The organism is Rhodococcus sp. (in: high G+C Gram-positive bacteria) (genome assembly GCF_049286785.1).
In the GTDB taxonomy this organism is placed as follows: Bacteria; Actinomycetota; Actinomycetes; order Mycobacteriales; family Mycobacteriaceae; genus Rhodococcus_F.
On the sequence record NZ_JBAQEO010000775.1, the window covers coordinates 1 to 2401 of the forward strand.

2 protein-coding genes and 1 pseudogene are annotated in these 2401 nt (G+C 67.6%); all 3 read right to left on the bottom strand.

Annotated features, from left to right (window positions below; genetic code table 11):
- A partial coding sequence (locus tag WAW17_RS27930) for a PIG-L deacetylase family protein (RefSeq protein ID WP_422336110.1) occupies positions 1-643 on the bottom strand: 643 nt, incomplete at its 3' end.
- A 224-nt stretch (positions 644-867) separates the two neighbouring features.
- Positions 868-1863 carry an aminotransferase class V-fold PLP-dependent enzyme gene (locus WAW17_RS27935; RefSeq protein ID WP_422336109.1) on the bottom strand — a complete coding sequence of 332 codons (996 nt, stop codon included), beginning with the start codon at positions 1861-1863 and terminating at the stop codon, positions 868-870.
- Positions 1864-1967: 104 nt separating this feature from the next.
- A pseudogene (locus WAW17_RS27940) lies at positions 1968-2345 on the bottom strand (aminotransferase); the annotation flags it as partial.
- Positions 2346-2401: the final 56 nt, after the last annotated feature.

Here is a 2401-nt window from a genome sequence, read left to right on the forward strand (position 1 = left end):
GGCGTAGGCGGATCCGTTCGATCGGGCCCGCGAGCTGGAGGCGACGGGTGAGGACCGGGTTGTCGTGGGCTTGGCTTTCGTGACAGGCGATCGCGGCACGCTGCGCGGCGCGGTCGACGGCGATGTCCATGGTCCCGTCGCCGTTGAGGGCGACGAATGCCGTGTCGAACTCCGAATTGAGCTGGTCGGCAACGGTGGGGGCGACGCCCCACTCCAGCACCGCCAGCTGGTGACGGTCGGCGACGCGAAGCGCTGCCGCGGTCGCGGCTTGGTGATCGCGGTGGCCGGTGACGCCGCCCGCTTCGAACACGACGAGGGTGGCCGCATTGCCAAGGCTGTCCCGCACGACCTCGTCAATGGTGGTGGGCGTGATCTCGCCCAAGCGACCATCTGGAAAGTCGTGCAGGACGACGTCGGTGACGCCCAGGCGCTCGGCAGCGGCGGTCAGCTCGCGACGGCGCACGGCCGCAAGGTCCGCGGTGGTTCCGAGGGTGCTCGCCTCACCGTGGGTGAGGCACAGCACGCGTACCTCGGCCCCGGCCGCGGTCAGCGCGGCGAGCACGGCGCCCAACCCGAAGCTTTCATCGTCGGGATGGGCCAGCACCGCCAACACCGGCCCGCGGCGGGCGACATCGCCGAGCACCGGCGCGCCCGCGGTGTCAGACACCCCGACCGCCTCGATGCTGATGGTGGCGCCCAGAGGCTCGGTGAGGCTCGCGCTGGGGACCGGGATCGCTGCCTCCACCCGGTATTGAGCGGTGAACGTACGGTATCCGCCCATCGTGGTCTTCCTCTCATCGGGAGACGTTCGGTGCTGTGTCTCCGGTTGCGTGTCGTGGCGGCCATGGTCGAGGTCGGCGACGGCGGCTATCGAGTGCTCGAGATCAGGCATTGCGGGGGTAGCGGGAACCAGCGCAGCGCTTCGAAGTGCGCCGGGAGGCCGGTAGGACCGTCGGGGACCTCCTCGGGGCGGGCCTCGAGAAGGGCGCGGGCCTCGCACAGGTGATCGGCCAGCGCGGCCTCGTCGAGGGTGTCGCGGTGCGTCGGGTACTGCAAGGTGCCCACATTGTCATAGAAGAGGTCCCCGAGTCGCAGGGGGCGCTGGCGGGGCCCCTCACGATGGTGCCACAGGCCGGTGTCAGGGCTGAAGGTGTAGTCGGTGAGGAGGCGATGGCCGTACGAGGCCAGCAGTTCGACCGCGTCGGTCAGGTAATCGCGCACGGTGTCGGAGATGAAGTAATTGAAGTTGATTCGGGTCCAGCCGGGTTTGATGCCTTCGCAACCCAACTCGATTTCGTCTCGGTAGGCGCGGGAATGTTGCGGGTCAATGGTCAGGAGCCGGTGCCCGTAAGGGCCGGCGCAGGAGCAGCCGCCGCGGGCTTGGATGCCGAACAAGTCGTTGAGCAGGGAGACGACGTAGTTGTGGTGCAGGTAGCTCTGTGCGCCTGACCGGATACGGAAGGACACGATGGACAGTCGTCGAGCATGCGGGTGGCCGAGGATTTCGATGTTCGGGTGATCCTGCCACCGGCCGAAGGCATGGCGCCACAGTCGCTGTTCTCGTTGCCCGATGAGGTCGGTACCTACCGCGTCTTTGAGCGCGAAGACCAGCCCGGCACGGATCGACTCGATGATTGCCGGGGTGCCGCCCTCTTCCCGAGCGATGGGGTCATCGAGGTAGCGGTGCCCGATCGGGTCCACGTACGCCACCGTGCCTCCTCCTGGCATGGTGGGCACTGCGTTGCGCACCAGCTCACGGCGGACCACCAGCACCCCGGGAGTCTGGGGTCCGCCGACGAACTTGTGCGGCGAGAGGAAGATCGCATCCTTGTGGTCACCACGACCAGGTGCGCTGTCCCGCATCCGGATCGGGACGTAGGGCCCGGCGGCGGCGTAGTCCAGAAGGACAACGCGCCGTGCTCGTGCAGCAGGGTGGCGATCCGGTCGGCGGCCGACAAGACGCCGGTGACGTTGGAGGCGGCCGAGAAGCTACCGATGCGTAATGGTCGGTCCGCGTAATGGATCAGCCGCTGCTCGAGTTGGTCCAGATCGATGTGACCGTCGGCGTCTTCGTCGATCACCACCAGGTCGGCGATGGATTCCCGCCACGGCAACTCGTTGGAGTGGTGTTCGTAGGGACCGACGAACACCACCGGCCGTTGCCGGTCGGGGATCTGCTCGTCCCAGTGGTAGCGCGCGGCCAGACCGGACGGAACGCGGAGTTCGAGGATGTCGACCAGTTTGTTCACCGCCGCCGTCGCCCCGGACCCGCAGAAGATCACCAGATCGGTCTCGGTACCGCCGACCGCGTGGTGGATGATCTGGCGTGCGTCCTGCCGCAGCAGTGAGGTCTGTAATCCGGTGCCGGAGCTTTCGGTGTGAGTGTTGGCGTAGCGCGGGA

Excerpts from the sequence above, each read along its gene's own strand:
- WAW17_RS27935 (WP_422336109.1), bottom strand. The coding sequence starts at position 1,863 with ATGCGGGACAGCGCACCTGGTCGTGGTGACCACAAGGATGCGATCTTC.